The sequence below is a fragment of the Paraburkholderia silvatlantica genome, assembly GCF_003096715.1.
In the GTDB taxonomy this organism is placed as follows: Bacteria; Pseudomonadota; Gammaproteobacteria; order Burkholderiales; family Burkholderiaceae; genus Paraburkholderia; species Paraburkholderia silvatlantica.
The window spans coordinates 165,593-183,209 of record NZ_QEOL01000001.1 but is presented as its reverse complement, the minus strand read 5'-3'; the positions used below and the strand labels follow the sequence as shown (position 1 = coordinate 183,209).

12 protein-coding genes and 3 pseudogenes are annotated in these 17,617 nt (G+C 65.4%); 10 read left to right on the top strand and 5 right to left on the bottom strand.

What is annotated here, in order from left to right; translation table 11 throughout:
• Window positions 1-347: 347 nt before the first annotated feature.
• Window positions 348-3,284 carry a PAS domain-containing hybrid sensor histidine kinase/response regulator gene (locus C7411_RS00850; RefSeq protein ID WP_110382684.1) on the top strand — a complete coding sequence of 979 codons (2,937 nt, stop codon included), beginning with the start codon at window positions 348-350 and terminating at the stop codon, window positions 3,282-3,284.
• A 17-nt stretch (window positions 3,285-3,301) separates the two neighbouring features.
• Here the strand turns inward: C7411_RS00850 and C7411_RS00845 are convergent.
• Window positions 3,302-4,249, bottom strand: a pseudogene (locus tag C7411_RS00845) (branched-chain amino acid ABC transporter substrate-binding protein); the annotation flags it as partial.
• A gap of 184 nt (window positions 4,250-4,433) precedes the next feature.
• Window positions 4,434-4,598, bottom strand: a pseudogene (locus C7411_RS00840) (GABA permease); the annotation flags it as partial.
• A gap of 147 nt (window positions 4,599-4,745) precedes the next feature.
• Here C7411_RS00840 and C7411_RS00835 point away from each other — a divergent pair.
• Together C7411_RS00835 and C7411_RS00830 are read left to right on the top strand one after the other, a co-directional pair.
• Window positions 4,746-5,180: pseudogene (locus tag C7411_RS00835) on the top strand (aminotransferase class I/II-fold pyridoxal phosphate-dependent enzyme); the annotation flags it as partial.
• Window positions 5,181-5,551: 371 nt separating this feature from the next.
• Window positions 5,552-6,088, top strand: a complete 537-nt coding sequence (locus tag C7411_RS00830) for a hypothetical protein (RefSeq protein ID WP_110382946.1) — start codon at window positions 5,552-5,554, stop codon at window positions 6,086-6,088.
• Between the two features lie 23 nt (window positions 6,089-6,111).
• On the opposite strand, the gene C7411_RS00825 is transcribed toward C7411_RS00830, so the two are convergent.
• Complete coding sequence (locus C7411_RS00825) at window positions 6,112-7,716, bottom strand: EAL domain-containing protein (protein ID WP_110382683.1); 1,605 nt, start codon at window positions 7,714-7,716, stop codon at window positions 6,112-6,114.
• Window positions 7,717-7,920: 204 nt separating this feature from the next.
• Between C7411_RS00825 and C7411_RS00820 the strand changes: the two genes are divergently transcribed.
• On the top strand, window positions 7,921-9,387 hold the full coding sequence (locus tag C7411_RS00820; RefSeq protein ID WP_110382682.1) for an MFS transporter: 1,467 nt from the start codon (window positions 7,921-7,923) through the stop codon (window positions 9,385-9,387).
• Between the two features lie 98 nt (window positions 9,388-9,485).
• Entirely contained in the window at window positions 9,486-9,824 is a 339-nt protein-coding gene (locus C7411_RS00815) for a DUF2322 family protein (RefSeq protein WP_165822727.1), read from the top strand.
• Window positions 9,825-9,903: 79 nt separating this feature from the next.
• On the opposite strand, the gene C7411_RS00810 is transcribed toward C7411_RS00815, so the two are convergent.
• Both C7411_RS00810 and C7411_RS00805 read right to left on the bottom strand, forming a co-directional pair.
• Entirely contained in the window at window positions 9,904-11,055 is a 1,152-nt protein-coding gene (locus C7411_RS00810) for a CaiB/BaiF CoA transferase family protein (RefSeq protein ID WP_110382681.1), read from the bottom strand.
• Between the two features lie 427 nt (window positions 11,056-11,482).
• The gene (locus C7411_RS00805; RefSeq protein WP_110382680.1) at window positions 11,483-12,430 is read right to left on the bottom strand and encodes a LysR substrate-binding domain-containing protein; all 948 of its coding nucleotides are present in this window, start codon (window positions 12,428-12,430) and stop codon (window positions 11,483-11,485) included.
• Window positions 12,431-12,619: 189 nt separating this feature from the next.
• On the opposite strand from C7411_RS00805, the gene C7411_RS00800 reads away from it, so the two are divergent.
• From C7411_RS00800 to C7411_RS00780, 5 genes are read left to right on the top strand one after another with little or no spacing between them, the layout of a single operon-like run.
• Window positions 12,620-13,687 (top strand): ABC transporter substrate-binding protein, encoded by a 1,068-nt coding sequence (locus C7411_RS00800; protein ID WP_110382679.1) that lies wholly within the window; start codon window positions 12,620-12,622, stop codon window positions 13,685-13,687.
• A 49-nt stretch (window positions 13,688-13,736) separates the two neighbouring features.
• Window positions 13,737-14,807: an ABC transporter ATP-binding protein gene (locus tag C7411_RS00795; RefSeq protein ID WP_110382678.1), complete on the top strand. Its 1,071-nt coding sequence runs from the start codon at window positions 13,737-13,739 to the stop codon at window positions 14,805-14,807.
• Complete coding sequence (locus C7411_RS00790; RefSeq protein WP_110382677.1) at window positions 14,794-15,666, top strand: ABC transporter permease; 873 nt, start codon at window positions 14,794-14,796, stop codon at window positions 15,664-15,666. Before C7411_RS00795 ends, C7411_RS00790 begins: the two co-directional genes overlap by 14 nt.
• Before the next feature lie 12 nt (window positions 15,667-15,678).
• Window positions 15,679-16,476 carry an ABC transporter permease gene (locus C7411_RS00785; RefSeq protein ID WP_042259666.1) on the top strand — a complete coding sequence of 266 codons (798 nt, stop codon included), beginning with the start codon at window positions 15,679-15,681 and terminating at the stop codon, window positions 16,474-16,476.
• Window positions 16,473-17,615 (top strand): NAD(P)/FAD-dependent oxidoreductase, encoded by a 1,143-nt coding sequence (locus C7411_RS00780; RefSeq protein WP_110382676.1) that lies wholly within the window; start codon window positions 16,473-16,475, stop codon window positions 17,613-17,615. Before C7411_RS00785 ends, C7411_RS00780 begins: the two co-directional genes overlap by 4 nt.
• Window positions 17,616-17,617: the final 2 nt, after the last annotated feature.

The window sequence follows — 17,617 nt, the reverse complement described above, 5'->3', positions numbered from 1 at the left end:
CGCGGCCGGCGCACTCGCGCAGCGCTCGCCAAGACTGCGTTTGAGCAGTTCGGAAAGATCGACAATATCCGCGCCGCTCGGGCGCAGGCGCCTCGACGAGCGTGAGTTCGTGCGCCTCGCCTCCCGTCGTGCGGCATTCGAGCAAACGCAGTGCCCGCCGCGCTTCGCAGCCCGCTCGAGCGTACGCAGACTTCAAAGGGGCGCAACAGAGAGCACCGGCACCTCGCGGGTTTCCTCTACGGGAATACGCGATGCTGGCTCATAAACACTAACGGGCGCAGCCGGCGTTTGCACCTTGCACCAAAGTTGCGAATGCAGGCGCGGCGGACGGCTCAAGCGGAGGCGACATGCAAGACAACGGCGCACCTGCGCTCACGGTCGAGGAAACGCTGATCACCGAAGCTCTGGTGAGCCGCCCGAACCGACTGCCCGATTACCAGGGCGAGAGCCGTGCGCTTGCTGCACTCACGCAGGAAATGGCAAGCAATCCCTCAGGTGTACTGCCTATGCTTGCGCGGCTCGCCCTCGCGCTTTGCCGCGCCGAGTCGGCCGGCGTGAGCGTGCCCGAGCGCGACGGCCCCACGACCCGGTTCCGCTGGGGCGCGGTGGCCGGCGAACTGGCCGGCGACGTGGACCGCACGCTTGCCGCCGACGACTGCCCCAGCGGCGTGATCGAGGGGCGCAATACCATGCTTCTGTTCGACCGCCCGGCACGCTGCTTTGCTTCGTACCGTGCGATCGATCCGCCGATCCGCGAAGCGTTGCACGTGCCCTGGCGCGTCAACGGCACGGTGGTCGGCACGGTCTGGGCCGTGACGCATGGCGAGGAAGGACATTTCGACGCCGAGGACGCGCGCCTGCTGCAAGACCTGGCCTCCTGCGCGAGCGCCGCACACCAGTTGACGAGCGCGCTGGGCGACGCCCAGGACGCGGGCCGCAATCTTGCGCAGCAGGTGGCCGAACGCACGCGCACGCTGCAGAACATCAACACGAAGCTGCACGACGAAGCGCAGCAGCGCAAGCAGGTCGAAGACGCGCTGCGCGAGAGCGAGGCGCGCCTGCAGGCCGCCATCTCCATCGAAACCGTGGGCGTGCTGTTCTTCGACCTCGACGGCACCATGGCCGACGCCAACGGCGCATTCGAGCAGATGAGCGGCTACAGCCGCGAAGATTTACGCGCCGCGGCACACTGGGACCGGCTCGTGCCGCTCGAATTTCTCGGCGTCACGACGCGCGCGGTCACGGACCTCGCCACTGCCGGACGCACGCAGCCCTACGAGCGGCAGTTGATCCGCAAGGACGGCACGCGCTGGTGGGGCCTTTTCGCGCCCACGCGGATTTCGGGCACGGGCATGACCTCGAAGTGCGTCGAATTCGCGCTGGACATTACGGAACGCAAGCGCGTGGAAACCGAATGCATGGAAAGCGAGGAACGTTTTCGCGCGTTGGTCGAAGGCTTTGCGCAGGCCGTTTGGGAAACCGATGCCCAAGGTCAGGCCGAGTCGGTCTCGCCGGGCTGGTCGGAGCATACCGGCCAGCCCGGCGAAGAATGGCTCGGCGAGGGCTGGGCAAACGCGGTTCATCCCGACGACCGCGCCAGCGCGCTGCGCCAATGGAAAGACGCGATCGCGGCGCACCGTGTGGTGAACGCGGAATTCCGCCTGCGCGTCGCCACGGGCGGCTGGCGCTGGACCAACGTGCGTGCCGCGCCGATCTGGAATCCGGACGGCACGGTGCGCAAGTGGGTGGGGATGAATATCGACGTGGACGACCGCCGCAGTGCCCAGGAAGCGCTGCGCGAGAGCGAGGCGCGCTTTCGCGCGCTAGCCGAAGCGTCGCCCGCGCTGATCTGGCAAATCGATACGCAGGGCAACACGGTCTATCTGAACCAGCGTTATCTCACGGCGATCGGCCTCACGCCCGGACAACTGCTCGAAACCGGCTGGCACACCATCGTGCATCCGCGCGATCTGCCCGGCTTTCTTTCGCGCGTACAGACCGCGCAGCACGACCATTGCGCGTTCCAGAGCCGGCTGCGCGTGAAAGTCAGGGACGCTGGCTGGCACTGGTTTGAAACCTGCTGTGCGCCGTGGTTTTCCGCGGGCGGAGCGTTTCGCGGCCACGTGTGCGTGTCGATCGACGTGACCGAAGCCGTGAACGCCGAAGACGCGCTCAAGGAAGCCGACCGGCGCAAGGACGAATTCCTCGCCACGCTCGCGCACGAGCTGCGCAATCCGCTCGCACCCATTGCCAATGCGCTGCACCTGATCCGGCACAGCGCGTTTCCTGCGGACTGCGCGCCGATACTCGACATGCTCGATCGCCAGGTGCATCACATGGTGCGGCTGATCGACGACCTGATGGAAGTGTCGCGCATCACGCGCGGCAAGATCGGCCTCGTGAAGGCGCCCGTGGCGCTCGCGGAAATCATCGGCAATGCCGTGGAAACGAGCCGTCCCGCGATCGATCAGGCGCATCATGAACTGAGCGTCACACTGCCCGACACGCCGCTCGTGCTCGACGCCGACCGCGTGCGGCTCACGCAGGTCTTCGCGAACATGCTCAACAACGCGGCGCGCTACACCGACACGGGCGGCCGGATCCGTCTCGACGCCACGCGCGAAGGCGAATGGGTCGTCGTCGCGCTGAGCGATACGGGCATCGGCATGTCGGCCGCGCAGATCGATCAGGTATTCGAAATGTTCACCCAGGTCGGCCGCCCCGCCGAACGCAGCCAGGGCGGCCTTGGCATTGGCCTCACCATGGTGCGCCATCTCGTGCGCATGCATGGCGGCACGGTCGAGGCGGCGAGCGCCGGGCCCGACAAAGGCAGCACCTTCACGGTGCGCCTGCCGCTCTCGCAGCAGACGCCCGCCGATGCGCGCGAGACCCCGGCGAGCGTGGCGCGCCCCGCGAAGCCGCTCGCGGGCAAGCGCATTCTCGTGGTCGACGACAACCGCGACGCCGCCGATTCGCTCGCCATGGTGCTCTCGGGCGAAGGCGCGCTAGTGCGCGTGGTCTACGACGGCGCCGCCGCGCTCGGCGCGCTGGCGCAGTCGGTGCCGCACGCGGTCGTGCTCGACATCGGCATGCCCGGCATGGACGGCTACGAAATCGCGCGGCAGATTCGTCAAAGCCCGCGCTACGCCGGCCTGCAGATCATCGCGCTGACGGGTTGGGGCCAGCACGCCGACCGGCTGCGCTCGCGCATGAGCGGCATCGACTCGCATCTCACGAAGCCGGTCGACTTCCACACGCTGTTCGAGCTGCTGGTCGCGCGCTGAAAGGCCCCGCGCGCCCTTCACACGCCATTGCCCCCGCGCGTCTTGAGGCTCTTCCACTGCCCCTGCTGCACCTCGAAGAGCGTATAAGGCGGCTTGATGAGGTCGCCGTACGGATCGAACGCGATATTGCCCGTCACGCCCACCACCGTCACCTTCGGGAAGCTCGCGACGATCTTCGCGCGGTCGAGCGAATCGGCGTCGCGAATCGCCTTGATCATGGCGAGCGCGGCGTCATAGGCGAACGGCGCATACAGTTCGATATCCTGATTGAAGCGCGCTTTGTAGCGCTTCGCGAACGCCTGCGCGGAAGGCAGCTTGTCGAGCGCCGGTCCCGGTTCGAGGTCCTGCGTGCCCTCGCCCGCCGGGCCCGCGATCTGCAGGAAGGCATTGCTCTTCAATGCGCCCGCGCCGAAGAGGCGCGCCGGCATGCCGAGCGTGCGCATCTGCTTGGCGAGCATCGCGCCCGGCTCGTCGAGGCCGCCAAAGAAAATCACGTCGACGTTCTTTTGCTTGAGCGACGTGAGAATGGCGCGAAAATCCACGGCCTTGTCGTTGGTGAACTCGCGGTCGACGATATTGCCGTTGGCCTCCTTCGCGCCTTTCTCGAACGCGTCGGCAAGCCCCTGGCCGAAGGCGGTACGGTCGTCGATGATGCCGATGCGCTTCGCCTTCAACTACTCCACCGCGAACTTGCCGGCGATCACGCCGCCTATGCCGTCGTTGCCCATGGTGCGAAACACGTTCGCATAGCCCTGCTGGGTCAGCGCCGGGTTGGTGGAGCCGGGCGTGATCATCGCGACGTTCGCGTTGTGATAAACCGTCGAGGCGGGAATGCTGCAGCCCGAGTTATAGTGGCCGACCACGCCGACCACGCCGACCACGCCGTCGTCCACGAGCTTTTGCGCCACCTGCACGGCCACGTGCGGATCGGCCTGGTCGTCCTGCACGTCCAGCACGTACAGTACGCGCACGACAACCCCACGAAACCCGCGCCGATGACGGCCACTTGCGCCATGACTTCATCCAGTTGGTTGCAGGCTCACGGAAGTCCTGCACGTGAGTCCTCTTGCGTGTGAGCAGGTAAGCCGCCGACACCACCGCCAGGCTCGCGAGGCTTGCCATGGGCTGGCCCGAGAGCGCGCGATCGAAGCCCATCGCGCAGAGCACACCGGCGATCGCCGCCACCTTGATCGACGCGAACCAGTACTCGAATTCTCCATACGATTTCGCCGAGAGCAGGTTCACGGCCGTCATGAGCGACCGGAGCACCAGCCCGATCATCCAGGCGGGTGCGGGAATCCAGCGCTGCAGAACCTGTAATACAGTGCGTGTTGCGCCGAACTGCTAGCCGATATTACTTGCATGAAAGCTAACGATTACCAGACAAAATCGAATCCCGATATCCGGACAAAAGGTCGTCAAGCCACGTATCTGGAGGTCTCCCGCAATCTCGAGGAACAGGTGCGCAGCGGCGGCGCGCAGCATGGCCTCTATGCGGTCCTGAGCAGCCTGATGGGCCACGAAGGCGTGATCCTTTCCGACAAGCTGACCTACTACGGCCTCAAGGCGCTCGCGCCCGTGTTCCAGTTCGAACTGGTCGGGATCCCGAGCGACGCCGAAGGCCTGCTCCCCGACCAGCTCGAAGACGCGTGCCGCCGCATGCCGGTGAAGGCGATCTTCACCGTGCCGAACCTGCAGAACCCCAGCGTGGTCACGATGAGCCTCGAGCGGCGCCTCGCGCTCGTGGAGATCGCGCGGCGGCATCACATCGCCATCATCGAGGACGACGTGTACGGGCCGTTGCTGCGCAAGCGCCTGCCGACCATCGCGAGCCTGTGCCCCGAGCTGACCTTCCACGTGGCCTCCACCTCGAAGGTCCTCGCGCGCACGCTGCAAGACCGGCCGCGCGCCCTCTTTGGCACGATCTAGACCGCGCCCGGATTTTCCCTGATTAATGGGTTAGCGTCGATGAGCTTTCCTCCGATGGAAGTCCATCGAGGATCCGCGCGACCATCCGCCATTTCTTCCGCAGCGGATGATATTCCACAGCCGAATCGGTCATAACATCCGCGATGTTAGGCAACGACATTACACACCTTCCGCTGGCTGGTGGACTTTGCATCCATCTGCGTGGCATACGCACACATTCGGCTGGCAGGAAGCAAATCAGGTACTAGAATGCATTGGTGCGGGCGATGCAAAGGCGGTCTGCCCGGCAGGAACGTTCGACAGTTTGATGTTTCGAGTTCGTCATTGGAGGCATGCTCATGACGTGCCTGAACGAAAAGATTGTCGGTGCAGCCTTTTTTATGCTGAGCGGTTATGCATTCGCTCAGAGCACCGGCTTGAACGCTTCCGAGACCATGACGGTCGCCAATATTCCGTCCATCCCGATGGAAGTCGTGCCAGCGCTGCCGCCGGAACCCCAGGCGTACCTTCACCGGTACGAAATGGCATATCAGGCGAATCAGCCAAAGCCGTTTTACGCGCAAGTCGAAGGCTTTTATAGCGCGCCGGTAGCACAGGACAAATACCATTACGACTTCGTGAAATCCGTGCCCGGGAGCCGTTACGGTACGCAGCAGGCTGCACAGCCCACTACCGGTTATCTGCAGATGGGCCCTTCCACAGCGCCGCAAATTTCGCTTCTCACTGTCCCGGACAGCACGCTGAACATCGGCGCACAGCCTCAGCGCAGACTCTCGCTGACCGTCGACGAGTGGGTGTTTTCGGCCACCGCGCGCGTCGCCATTCTTCATTCGCACAGCACAGGCGCAACGGTTACGGTTCGGCGTGGTTTCTAAATGCGTGTGCGGTTTAATTCGTGCTAGCGCACGGGCGTTGACACCGCATATCGCACGAGGCTCGCGTCGCGCTGCATTTCGGCAATACTCGCAGCCGAGCCCGGTCGCCGGTAGAAATAGCCTTGCGCATAGCGTATGCCCAATCGCTGCAACATCTCGTGTTGCGCTTCGGTCTCGACGCCTTCCGCGATGATCTCCATGCCGAAGTGACACGCCAGCGCAACGATTCCCTTGACGAGCTGATCGCCGCGCCGCTCGAGCTGCCGCACGAACTGCCCGTCGATCTTCACGTAGTCGAACGGAAAACGCCCGAGCGTGTCGAGGTTGCTGTGATGCGTGCCGAAGTCGTCGATGGCGAATTTCACGCCGCGCGCCTTCAGCGTCTCGAACACTGCCTCGGTGCGGGCGATCTGTTCGAGCAGGAAACGCTCGGTCACTTCGAGAATGAGAATCACGTTTGGCGGCAGGCTGTCGACTACGCCGAGCACGTCCGCCACGAAGTCCTTGCGCTCGAAGTCCAGCGGCGCCACGTTGACGGCGAGATGAAACGGACGCACGCTCGTCGCGCGCACCATCTCCGTGGTTGCGCGCTCGAGCACGAAGCGCGTGACCGGCCCGAGCAGGCGGCTGCCCTCCACGTCGCCCATGAACACGGTGGGACTCACCGCGCCGAATTTCGGATGGGTCCAGCGAATGAGCGCCTCCGCGCCGCTCACGCGGCCCGTCGACAACTCGACCACTGGCTGGTACACCACATGAAACTGTCCATGCCGCAGGCCGCGGCGCACCGCCGAGAGCAGCAGCCGGCGCGGAGCGAACGCGATGAGCCACGCCGCGCCGATCAGCAAGTCGACGAGCAGTGCCGCCGCGCCAAAGCGCAAGCCGTATTTCCAGCGAGCATCGTGATACGCGCTGGCTGCAAACGCCACGTCAACGGCGAAGCCCCAGTGCGAAGACATGGCGCGCGCGCCCGCATGGCGTGCGGGGTCGCCGGCGGCGAGCAACGCGCCACGGTCGTCAATGGCCGCCGCGCCCGGCACGGAAAGCGTGACGCGGCCCGCGCCGTAGCGTATGCCGTGCGCAAGCGCATCGGTCAGATAGGCCGACTCGATCACGTAAAGCAGACCGACATGCTGGCCAGTGGGAACATAAAGCGGCATGACCGGGACGTGCGCCTGCCAGGGCGAGCCGCCGATCAGCGTAATCGCGGTGCTTGCGGGCACCGGCGCGAAGAACGGCGCGAGCGCCAGATCATACGGACCGAGCGCGGACGAACAGTAGAGCCGCCCGTTCGCCACGAGATTGATGCCGCGCACGTAGCGGACATGGGTTCTCAATTCGGCGAGCTGCCGCGCGACGCGCTCGCAGGGTTGCCCCGGGAGCGCCGCGAAGGCGCCGCTTTGCGCGGTGAGCACGCTATCGAGAATATGCTCGATCGCGGACACCATGTCCTGCGCGATCAGCCCCTCGCGCCTGCGAATCGACTTGTCGCCTTCCCTCACGCCGGCGGCCACCGCCAGCAACAGCAAACTTGCGGCGCATACGAGCGCGACGATGGCGGTGAGCGCGGGCGTGAGACCCGAAAAACGGGATTTGCGAACCGGAGACCACGGAGCTGGTTTTGTCATAGGCACACCTGCGCATGGATGGCGCGCCCCGTTCCCGACATGACCCGGACATAGGTTCCCTGCACGTCACCCGCTTTTGTATGAACAGATGATACGTTACGCCAACCGTTTCCTCACATGCTGATTTTTCTGTTTTCACGCAGGCCGGCATTTCAGGAACGGCGCATGCTACAAGCCATCGCGTGCCGAACCCCGCCTTGCCCGATGAATCCTCCAGACACGACCGAGACGACCGACAAGCCTCCCATCGTCGAAACCACGCTGCCCGCGCGCCTCGATCGCTTGCCGTGGGGCCGCTTTCATGTGCTCATCGTCGTGGCGCTGGGCGTCACGTGGCTGCTCGACGGTCTGGAAGTCACGCTGGCCGGCGCGGTAGCAAGTGCGCTAAAAACGAGCCCTGTGCTGCATCTGGACAACGCGCAGGTGGGGCTCGCCGGCAGTGCGTATATCGCGGGCGCGGTGTGCGGCGCGCTCGGCTTCGGCTGGCTCACGGACCGGCTGGGCCGCCGCAAGCTCTTCTTCATCACGCTCGCCGTGTATCTGCTGGCCACCGCCGCGACGGCGTTCTCATGGAGCTTCGCGAGCTTCGTGGCGTTTCGCGCGATCACGGGCGCGGGCATCGGCGGCGAGTACGCGGCCATCAATTCGACAATCCAGGAGTTCACGCCCGCACGCGTGCGCGGCTGGACCGACCTCAGCATCAACGGCACGTTCTGGGTAGGCGCGGCCATGGGCGCGGCTGGCTCGGTCGTGCTGCTCGACCCGCACCTGCTGCCCGCGGACTGGGGCTGGCGCGCGTGCTTTTTCATCGGCGCGGTGCTCGCGCTCATCATCTTGCCCATGCGCCGCTGGATTCCCGAAAGCCCGCGGTGGCTGCTCACGCACGGCGAGCACGACGAGGCGAAGCGCATCGTGGCGGGCATCGAAACGCGCTTTCGCGACGCGGGCCATACGCTGGAAGACCCGCCTGACGACCCGCTGCGTCTGCATGCGCGCAGCCACACCCCGCTGCGCGCGGTGTTTCACGCCATATTCGTGCGGCACCGCCGGCGTGCGCTGGTGGGGCTTTCTCTCATGACGGCGCAGGCTTTCTTCTACAACGCCATTTTCTTTACCTACGCACTGGTGCTCACGGAGTTCTATCACGTGCCGGGCGGCGACGTGGGCCTCTATCTGCTGCCGTTCGCGCTCGGCAATTTTCTTGGACCGATCCTGCTGGGGCGGCTGTTCGATGTGATCGGCCGGCGCACGATGATCGCCGCGACTTATGCGCTCTCAGGTGTGCTGCTCACGGCGAGCGGTTGGCTGTTCGAGCAAGGCATGCTCACTGCGGCGATGCAAACCGGCGCGTGGATGGTGATTTTCTTTTTCGCCTCGGCTGCGGCGAGTTCCGCGTATTTGACAGTGAGTGAATCGTTCCCGCTGGAGATTCGGGCGCTGGCCATCGCCGTGTTCTATTCGTTCGGCACCGCGTTGGGTGGGATTATCGGTCCGGCTTTCTTTGGACGGCTGATCGATACGCATCAGCGCAGCGAGGTGTTTACGGGGTATGTGGTGGGATCGGCGCTCATGATCGCCGCGGCGATCGTGGCTGCGATCTGGGGAGTGGACGCGGAGCGCAAATCGTTGGAGCATGTGGCTGCGCCGCTTTCGGCTGTGGGGAAGGAGTAAGGGGATCAACCGGCGCCCGTTTCGCGCGAGGCCAAACCCGATCGGCTAAGATACGGCTCCACAACGCCAATTATCGAACCAACGGAGTGTTTTCAGTGATTCAGGCAATTCAACCGGGCACCGTCTTCAAGGACAATCTGGCACTGCTGCCGGGCATCGACGGCATCGAGCGCATCGATCTCGTGGACGCTCAGGGCAACATGGCCGCGCGCATCGAAAACAAGCCCGGCAAGCAGGGCTCGCTCGCGGTCTACCACTATCTGCGCGAAGCCTTTGGCACGCTCGACGCCAACGCCGCCGAGCACGGCCTCGCCGTGTTCGCCGAGCACACCGCCGACGCGCGCAGTCGTCCGGGCGCGCACCCGAACGTCGATCGTCTGCTCGAAATCGCATCGGGCGGCGCTACGCTGCGCATCGACGTGATCGCCGCAGCCTGAACGTCGTTGCACGTGCAGCCATATGGCAGACCTGCGGGGGAACTGCGAACCCGCTGCTTCTACTTCGTCTGCCGCCGGTTCAGGTCACTGCGCGTGACTTGAGTCCCGCCAGCACCTCATCGGTATGCTCGCCCACCTTCGCGAGCGGCTGACGCACGCCGGGACGGCGGCCGCCCATCATGAGCGGCAGCAGCACGACTTCGGTCGTGCCGCCGTCGTCGGTCTGCATCGGCACGAGTCCGCCGCTCGCCTTGAGGTGCGGATCGTCGAGCAACTGGTCGGGGCGCACGATCGGCGCGTACGGAATGCCGGCCGCTTCGAGGCGCGGCATGAGTTCGGCCACCTGCTGCGTGGCGAGCACAGCGCCGAGGCGTTCGAGCAGTTCAGGCCGCACGGCCACGCGCAGCGCGTTGTTCGCGAACTGCGGCTCGTCGGCGAGCTGCGGGCAGCCGATCACGTCGCACAGCGTCACGAACTGCTTGTCGCTCACCGCGCCGATGAAAAGCTGTTCGCCCCCGGCAAGCATGAACACGTCGTACACGCTCCAGGCCGACACGCGCGAAGGCATGGGCGGCGGCGCTTCGTGCGTCATGGCGTATTGCTGCATGTGTTGCGCGCTGAGGAACACGCAGTTCTCGAACAACGCGCTCTGCACCTCCTGGCCGTGCCCGGTCGCGTCGCGCTCGCGCAGCGCGGCCAGCACGCCGATCGCGCCGAACATGCCGCCCATGATGTCGTTCACCGACGTCCCCGCGCGCAGCGGCCGCCCTGCGGGCCCGGTCATGTACGAGAGGCCGCCCATCATCTGCACGACTTCGTCGAGCGCGAGCCGCTTTTCATAGGGGCCCGGCAAAAAGCCCTTGTGCGAGACGTAAATGAGGCGCGGATAGCGCTGCGAGAGCGTGGCGTAATCGAGCCCAAGCTTTTCCATGAGACCAGGCCGAAAGTTTTCGAGCATCACGTCGCACTGGCCGATCAGCTCGACGGCCGCCGTGTGCCCCGCTTCGGTGTTGATGTCGAGCACCACGCTTTTCTTGTTGCGGTTGAACGAGCGGAAAAAGCCAATGCCGAGGCCCGGGAGGTTGCGCGTCTTGTCGCCGCCGGGCGGTTCGATCTTGATGACTTCGGCGCCGAGGTCCGCGAGGATCATCCCGCAGGTGGGGCCCATGACCATGTGCGTGAATTCGACGACGCGCACGCCTTCGAGCGGCAACCGGTTTTGCACATTCATAAGGATCTCGAACTAGTCAGGCACGATGCGCGATTGCGCCGAAGGTCTTCGTCAGTCCGGCTTCACGTATCACGCAGCGCTGCGGTAAGGGGGGCACGAGGGTGTCTCCGCTTTTGTCTCCCGCGATCTGCTCATTTTAAGCATTCTGCAAAATACATAAAGCGGTATTTCGGAAGCTGCCAGATTCCGATCTGGAAACACAGAAAACGCGGCAAGGAGACACCGCGCACGACATCGGCCTCAAGACCCTGCGCATCCTAGACTTGCACGCCATCCCCTCACCGACACATGGGCTCGACGGCGTTTCATCGTCTGCTTTCGTGCGTTCGACACGCTGCAGCCCGCGGCGCAGCGCATGGTCGAACATCTCGTGGAGCGCGCGGCGCAGAAGAAGCGCGGTGTGACAAGCCGCGCTTGATCGCGCGCCTCAAACCGCCGCTTTTTTCGCACGTTTGCGCGCGGGCTCGCGATCGCCCGGTTTCATCTGCGCAATCAAGCCGTCGTGGTGCTCGCGCAGCACCTCGACGAATTCGGCCACGAGACGCTCGCGCGGCCGGTTCGGCGGAAACAGCAAGTACGTGGGGAACATTACCGCCGGCGAAAACGGCCGGATCGCAATGTCCGGCCCCGCGAAATCGCGCGCGACGATGGGATGCGCGAGCGTCACGCCCATGCCGCAGCGGACCATCTCGCAGCAGATTGCCGTGTACTGCGCCTCGATGGCGAGCACGCGCTCCACGCCCGCACGCTGGAACACTTCGTCCATTTGCGTGCGCGTGCCGTCGCCATGGCACAGCGAGATGAACGATTCCCCCTCCAGATCGGCAGGCCGGATCATGGCCTTTTTCGCGAGCGGGTGCGAGGCCGGCATCACGCAGACGGCCGCAACCTTCGAAAGCAGTTCGACCTCGCAGTTCGACGCTTCGCTGATGTACACCGCCACGCCCAGATCGCAGAACTGCGAACCGGTCCAGTGATTCACCGTGCCCGATGTATTCACGTGCAGCGAGACCGTCACGCCTGGAAAGAGGCGGCGGAACTTGTCGATGGCATGCGGCACGAGCGTGAGCCCCGCGGAAGGCATGGCGGCAATGCGCAGCCGCCCGCTGCCGAGATTGCGGATTTGCGCGGCAGCGTTGCTGAGTCCTTGCAGACCCACGTACGCGCGCTCGACCTCGCGAAAAAACGCATTGCCCTCGCTCGTGGGAATGAGGCGGATGCCCACGCGCTGAAACAGCGTGAGCCCGGTCTCGCGCTCCAGTTGCCCGATCAGCCGGCTCACGTTGGGCTGGGAGGTGTAGAGCGCCTTCGCCGCGGCCGTCATCGAACCGGACACCATTACCGCGCGAAACGCCTCGACGTGCTTCAGATTCAAGGTGATCTCCTGGGCTTAACCCTGATTCCAGCCTGATCCTTACGCCAGGGCCTAACCCTGGTCCATATCTTCCCCGTATAGGTTGGCATTTTATTCGTATTGGACGATATGAACAGTCCGGCACAGACTGCGATGCATCGGCGCACTGTCCGGTTCGCCGCTCCCCACAATCGAATGGAGATCGTCGTCATGAAAGCCGCGATGCGCCGTCGTCCAACCTTCTCCCCCAAAACCGCATTCGTCGCACTCGCCGTCGCCGGCACGCTCGCCGCGGCCTCGCTCGCCCAGGCCGAAACCACGCTGTACGTCGCCAATGTCGGTGGCTCCAACGAACAGCTCTATCGCCAGAAGATCATCCCGGCATTCGAAAAGGCGCATGATGTCAAGATCGTCTACGTGGCGGGCAATTCGAGCGACACGCTCGCCAAGCTCCAGGCACAAAAGGGCCACGAGCAGATCAATGTCGCCGTGATGGACGACGGTCCGATGTATCAGGCGATGCAGCTCGGCCTGTGCGGCAAGCTCGACGACGCTCCGGTCATGAAGGACCTCTATCCGCTCGCGCACATCGGCCCGACCGCCGTGGGCGTGGGCATGGTCGCGACCGGCATCGGCTATAACGAACAGGCGTTCAAAAAGCTCGGCCTGCCCGCGCCAGATTCGTGGAAGTCGCTCGAAGACGCGCGCGTGAAGGGCAAGCTCGGCGTGCCTCCCATCACCAACACCTACGGCCTGCATACGCTCGTGATGCTCGCGCGCCTGAACGGCGGCGGCGAGAAGGACATCGACCCAGGCTTCAAGGCCATGACGAAGCAGGTCGCGCCCAACGTGCTTTCGTGGGCGCCCACGCCCGGCGAAATGGACGGTCTCATGCAATCCGGCGACGTGATCATCGCGCCTTACGGCAGCGGCCGCGCGGTGGCGCTGCAAAACACCGGCTTCCCGCTCAAGTTCATCTACCCGAAGGAAGGCGGCGTGGCACTGCAGGTGGCCGCGTGCTCCGTCGCGCAGAACGCGCAGCCCCAGCTTTCGCAGCAGTTCATCCAGTACCTGTTGAGCCCCGAAGTGCAGGCCCAGCAGGCGGCGGACATCGGCCTGGGTCCCGTCAACAAGACCGTCAGGCTCACGCCGGAAGTGGCCGCGCGCGTGCCTTACGGTCCCGACCAGATCGCGAAGCTCACGGCGATGGACTGGAGCACCATCAACGAGCATCGCACCGAGTGGACCGAGCGCTGGAACCGTTCGGTCGAGCGCTGATGTCAGCGCGCCTTGCCCCGCACCCAACGCACAGCGAGGACCGACGCTCATGAGCTTCCTCACCCTGCAAGGCATCTCGAAGCGCTACGGCGACTTCACGGCGATCGAGCAGCTCGACCTCACGGTTGCGCGCGGCGAATTCCTTTCGCTGCTCGGTCCTTCGGGCTGCGGCAAGACGACCACACTGCAGATGATCGCGGGCTTCGTCACGCCGACCACGGGCCGCATCACGCTCGATGGCCGCGACATCACCCACGAGCGGCCCGAGAAACGCGGCATCGGCGTGGTGTTTCAAAGCTATGCGCTCTTTCCGCACATGACCGTGGCCGGCAACGTGGGCTTCGGTCTGGAGATGCAGAAGATGAAGCGCGCGCAACGCGCCGAGCGCGTTGGGGAGGCGCTGGAACTCGTGCGTTTGCGCGGGCTCGACGCACGCTACCCGAAGGAGCTTTCGGGCGGCCAGCGACAGCGCGTGGCGATCGCCCGCGCGCTGGCCATGCAGCCGGAACTCCTGCTGCTCGACGAGCCGATGTCCAATCTCGACGCCAAGCTGCGCGAAGAGATGCATATCGAACTGCGCGCCATCCAGAAGCGCCTCGGCATCACGACCCTGCTCGTCACGCACGACCAGGTGGAAGCGATGACGATGAGCGACCGCATCGCCGTCATGCACCGCGGCACCATCGCGCAGCTGAGCACGCCGTTCGACGCTTACGAGCGCCCGGCCACACCGTTCGCTTCCACCTTCCTTGGCCGCACCAACACGCTCGCGGGCGAAGTGCTGCGCCGCAATCCGCGCTGCGCCGAGGTCGAGGTAGGCGGGACGACGCTGCATGTGCCCCATGAAGGCCGCGAAGTGGCGGGCGCCGTGAACGTGTACATCCGCCCTGAAAAAGTGCATCTGGCCAACGGCGACGCGCGCCTCACGGGGCGCGTGACGACTCGCGTGTTCGTGGGCAATCAATGGCTGCTCGCCGTGGAAACCTCGCTCGGCAAGCTGCACGTCGCGCAGCCCAACCGCGGCGCGCCACCGCCCGAGGAAGGCCACGTAGTGGGACTCGCCTGGACCGACGACGATCTGCGTGTGCTCACGCGGGAGGGCGCTCATGGCAACGCTTGACGACTCGCGCGCGGGCGCCGCGCCATGGCTGCTCTCCGCGCCCGCGCTGCTGCTCTTTCTCGCGCTGCTGCTGGTGCCGCTCATTCTCACCTTCGTGCTGTCGTTTCATGTGTTCAGCGACATTGCAGGCGTGCAGCGCGGCTGGACTATCACCAATTACCTGGAAGTTCTGAGCGATCCCTACTACGGCGAAATTTTCCTTCGCACGGCGGGACTCGCGTTCGCCGTCACGCTGCTCTCCATCGTGCTGGGCGTGCCCGAAACGCTGGTGCTCGCACGCATGCGCAGGCCCTGGCAATCCGTTTGCCTGTTGATCGTGCTCGGCCCGCTGCTGATCTCGGTGGTGGTGCGCACGCTCGGCTGGCAAATCCTGCTGGGCAACAACGGCGTGCTCAACCACGCCCTCCAGGCACTGCACATCACCGACGAGCCCATTCGCCTCGTGTTCACCATGACGGGCACCATCATCGCCCTGACGCACGTGCTCGTGCCATTCATGGTGATGTCGGTCTGGGCAACGCTGCAAAAGCTCGATCCACAGGTGGAATGGGCCGGGCGCTCGCTCGGCGCCTCGCCGCTGCGCGTGTTCCGCCGCGTGATCCTGCCGCAGATCATGCCGGGCGTGCTCTCGGGCTCGATCATCGTGTTCGCGCTTTCGGCCTCCGCGTTCGCCACGCCCGCGCTGATCGGCGGACGACGTCTGAAAGTCGTCGCCACGGCCGCCTACGACGAGTTCCTCGGCACCTTGAACTGGCCGCTGGGCGCGAGCATTGCCGTGCTGCTGCTGGTCGCCAATGTGGCGATCGTGATGGGCTGCAGCCGTCTCGCCGAACGCCGTTTCAAGCACATCTTCGACTGAAGGGACCCCGCCATGAAACGCAACGGATTCCTCGGGCTCGCGTTCAACGCGCTCTTTCTCGCCTTCATGCTCGCGCCCATCGTCGTGGTGCTGCTCGTGGCTTTCACCGACAAGGGCTATATCTCGATGCCGTTCGACGGCGCCTCGCTGCGCTGGTTTCGCGCGATCCTGCAGAACGGCGACATCGTCTCGGCGTTCTGGCTCTCCGTGCGCCTCGCGTTCGCCGCGGCCACCATCGGCGTGGCGCTCGCGGTGCCGGCCGCGCTCGCCATCGCGCGCTACCGCTTTGCCGGCCGCGGCGCGCTGGTGAGCTTCTTCCTCTCGCCGATGATGATTCCCGCCGTGGTGCTCGGCATCGCGTTCCTGCGCTTTCTCTCGCTGCTCAACCTGAACGGCTCGTTCTGGGCGCTCGTCGCCGCGCACGTGGTGATCGTGCTGCCGTATGCGCTGCGTCTCGCGCTTGCCTCGGCGGTCGGCCTCGACCGCGACGCCGAACGCGCGGCGCTTTCGTGTGGTGCGAGCCGATTCACGGCATTTCGCCGCGTGGTGCTGCCGATGATCCGCACGGGCGTGGCGGGCGGCTGGGTGCTCTCGTTCATCCAGAGCTTCGACGAGCTCACCATGACCATTTTCGTCGCGACCCCCGGCACCACCACGCTGCCCGTCGCCATGTATAACCAGATCGCGCAGACGATCGATCCGCTCGTCACCTCGGTGTCGGCGGTGCTGATCGTCGGCACGATCCTGCTGATGCTGCTGCTCGACCGCATGGTCGGGCTGGACCGCATCCTGATCGGAGAAGCCCGATGACACAGAACACCCCCGCGAGCCCCGACGTGCTCGTGATCGGCGGCGGCCTCGTCGGCTCCGCCGTGGCCTACGGGCTCGCCCGCGAAGGCGCGCGCGTGACCGTGCTCGACGAGGACGACGGCGGCTTTCGCGCCTCGCGCGGCAACTTCGGCCTGGTCTGGATTCAGGGCAAGGGCTACGGCCTTTCGCCATACGCACGCTGGTCGCGCAGTTCGGCGCAGCGCTGGCCGCTGCTCGCGCAAAGCCTCGCCGACGATGCGCGCGTGGACGTTGCGCTGCGCCAGCCTGGCGGCTTTCATATCTGCTTCTCGGACGAAGAACTCGCCGAGCGCCATAAACGGCTCTCTACCTTGCAGGCCGAGATCGGCGATTATCCGTTCGAACTGCTAAATCATTCGGAGCTGCGCGAGCGGCTGCCCGGCATCGGACCCGCAGTCGCAGGCGCGAGCTATACGCCGATGGATGGCCACGTCAACCCGCTCAAGCTGCTGCGCGCGCTGCATGTTGCGATGCAACGGCGCGGCGTGCGGCTCGTCTCGGGCGAGCGTGCCGAGCGTATCGTCGCCGGCCCGGCCGGGTTCAGCGTGCAGGGCCGGCGCGGCGTGTATCGCGGTGCGCGCGTCGTGCTCGCGGCCGGCCTCGGAAATCGCGCGCTCGCGCCGCACGTGGGCCTGAACGCCCCGGTTGCGCCCAATCGCGGCCAGGTGCTCGTGAGCGAGCGCGTCGAGCCGTTTCTGCGCTATCCGACCATCAACGTGCGGCAGACCGACGAAGGCACGGTGCAATTCGGCGATTCGATGGAGGAAGCCGGCTTCGACGACTTCACCACCACGCCGATCCTGCGCCAGATCGCAGCGCGCGGCGTGCGCGCGTTTCCGATGCTCGCCCATGTGCGGCTCGTGCGCATGTGGGCCGCGCTGCGCGTGTATAGCCCCGATGGCTTTCCGATCTACGACCAGTCCGAGACGCATCCGGGTGCCTTCGTCGTCACCTGCCATAGCGGCGTGACGCTCGCCGCGGCGCATGCGCTGCGTATCGCGCCGTGGATCACGGGCGGCCCGATGCCCGCCGAACTGCCTACATTCTCCGCGCGCCGCTTCGCAACCGACGCGGCTGCCGAACCGATCCTCGCTCACTAATC

Bases quoted from the DNA above. Each gene is read 5' to 3' on its own strand.
- C7411_RS00795 (WP_110382678.1), top strand. From the start codon at position 13,737: ATGAGCTTCCTCACCCTGCAAGGCATCTCGAAGCGCTACGGCGACTTC.
- C7411_RS00830 (WP_110382946.1), top strand. From the start codon at position 5,552: ATGACGTGCCTGAACGAAAAGATTGTCGGTGCAGCCTTTTTTATGCTG.
- C7411_RS00800 (WP_110382679.1), top strand. From the start codon at position 12,620: ATGAAAGCCGCGATGCGCCGTCGTCCAACCTTCTCCCCCAAAACCGCA.
- C7411_RS00810 (WP_110382681.1), bottom strand. From the start codon at position 11,055: ATGAATGTGCAAAACCGGTTGCCGCTCGAAGGCGTGCGCGTCGTCGAA.
- C7411_RS00790 (WP_110382677.1), top strand. From the start codon at position 14,794: ATGGCAACGCTTGACGACTCGCGCGCGGGCGCCGCGCCATGGCTGCTC.
- C7411_RS00850 (WP_110382684.1), top strand. From the start codon at position 348: ATGCAAGACAACGGCGCACCTGCGCTCACGGTCGAGGAAACGCTGATC.
- C7411_RS00825 (WP_110382683.1), bottom strand. From the start codon at position 7,716: ATGACAAAACCAGCTCCGTGGTCTCCGGTTCGCAAATCCCGTTTTTCG.
- C7411_RS00785 (WP_042259666.1), top strand. From the start codon at position 15,679: ATGAAACGCAACGGATTCCTCGGGCTCGCGTTCAACGCGCTCTTTCTC.
- C7411_RS00820 (WP_110382682.1), top strand. From the start codon at position 7,921: ATGAATCCTCCAGACACGACCGAGACGACCGACAAGCCTCCCATCGTC.
- C7411_RS00780 (WP_110382676.1), top strand. From the start codon at position 16,473: ATGACACAGAACACCCCCGCGAGCCCCGACGTGCTCGTGATCGGCGGC.